The sequence below is a fragment of the Type-D symbiont of Plautia stali genome (assembly GCF_001485335.1).
In the GTDB taxonomy this organism is placed as follows: domain Bacteria; phylum Pseudomonadota; class Gammaproteobacteria; order Enterobacterales; family Enterobacteriaceae; genus Pantoea; species Pantoea vagans_C.
Map to the genome: position 1 here is coordinate 1 of NZ_BBOC01000194.1, position 1,191 is coordinate 1,191.

1 protein-coding gene and 1 pseudogene are annotated in these 1,191 nt (G+C 55.8%); both read left to right on the forward strand.

The window, feature by feature from the left end:
* On the forward strand, positions 1-844 hold an 844-nt coding region (locus PSSD_RS25935), incomplete at its 5' end, for an ATP-binding protein (protein ID WP_500812370.1).
* Between the two features lie 79 nt (positions 845-923).
* Positions 924-1,191, forward strand: a pseudogene (locus tag PSSD_RS27065) (Glu/Leu/Phe/Val dehydrogenase dimerization domain-containing protein); the annotation flags it as partial.

The following is a 1,191-nucleotide window of genomic DNA, read 5'->3' on the forward strand; positions in this document are numbered from 1 at the left end:
TATGCGCGTCGTGCGCAATGAAAAAGATCTGGAACAATCCATCGGTATGACGAAAGCGGAAGCCAAAGCGGCTTTCAACAACGACATGGTGTACATGGAGAAATTCCTCGAGAACCCACGTCACATTGAAATTCAGGTGATGGCCGACGGCCAGGGCAACGCGATCTATCTGGCGGAACGTGACTGCTCAATGCAGCGTCGTCACCAGAAAGTGGTCGAGGAAGCGCCCGCGCCAGGCATCACGGCAGAGCTGCGTCGTAACATCGGCGAGCGTTGTGCCAAGGCCTGTATTGATATCGGCTATCGCGGTGCGGGTACCTTCGAGTTCCTGTACGAAAACGGTGAGTTCTACTTCATCGAGATGAACACCCGTATTCAGGTTGAGCATCCGGTGACCGAGATGATCACCGGCGTGGATCTGATCAAAGAGCAGCTGCGTATTGCTGCCGGTCAGCCGCTGTCGATCAAACAGGAAGACGTGGTGGTTCGCGGCCATGCGGTGGAATGCCGTATCAACGCCGAAGACCCGAACACTTTCCTGCCGAGCCCGGGCAAGATCACCCGTTTCCATGCGCCAGGCGGTTTTGGCGTGCGTTGGGAATCGCACATCTATGCCGGCTACAGCGTGCCGCCGTATTACGATTCCATGATCGGTAAGTTGATCACCTACGGTGACACCCGTGAAGTGGCCATCGCGCGCATGAAGAATGCGCTGGCGGAGCTGATCATCGACGGCATCAAGACCAACGTCGAGCTGCAGATGAAAATCATGTCCGACGAACACTTCCAGCAGGGTGGCACCAACATCCACTATCTGGAGAAAAAACTCGGCCTGCAACACTGAGCATTTAACCACCACGGGCGGCCCGAGGGCCGCACCCTACATGAGTCCAATATCTCACACATAAAATCTGGAGGTCAGTTTGTCTGAACTTTCCTATGTGACGGGTGACCGTCACTCCGCCTAGTCAACCTACTTAACCCAGGTCGAACGCGTATTGCCGCTCCTTGGCGATCTCAGCCGCTGGGCTGATACGTTAACCCATCCCAAACGCGCATTAATCGTTGATATACCGCTTGAAATGGATGACGGCACCGTACGCCATTTCGAAGGGTACCGCGTCCAGCACAACTTATCTCGCGGGCCGGGCAAGGGCGGGGTGCGATTCCATCCCGATGTCACGTTGCAGG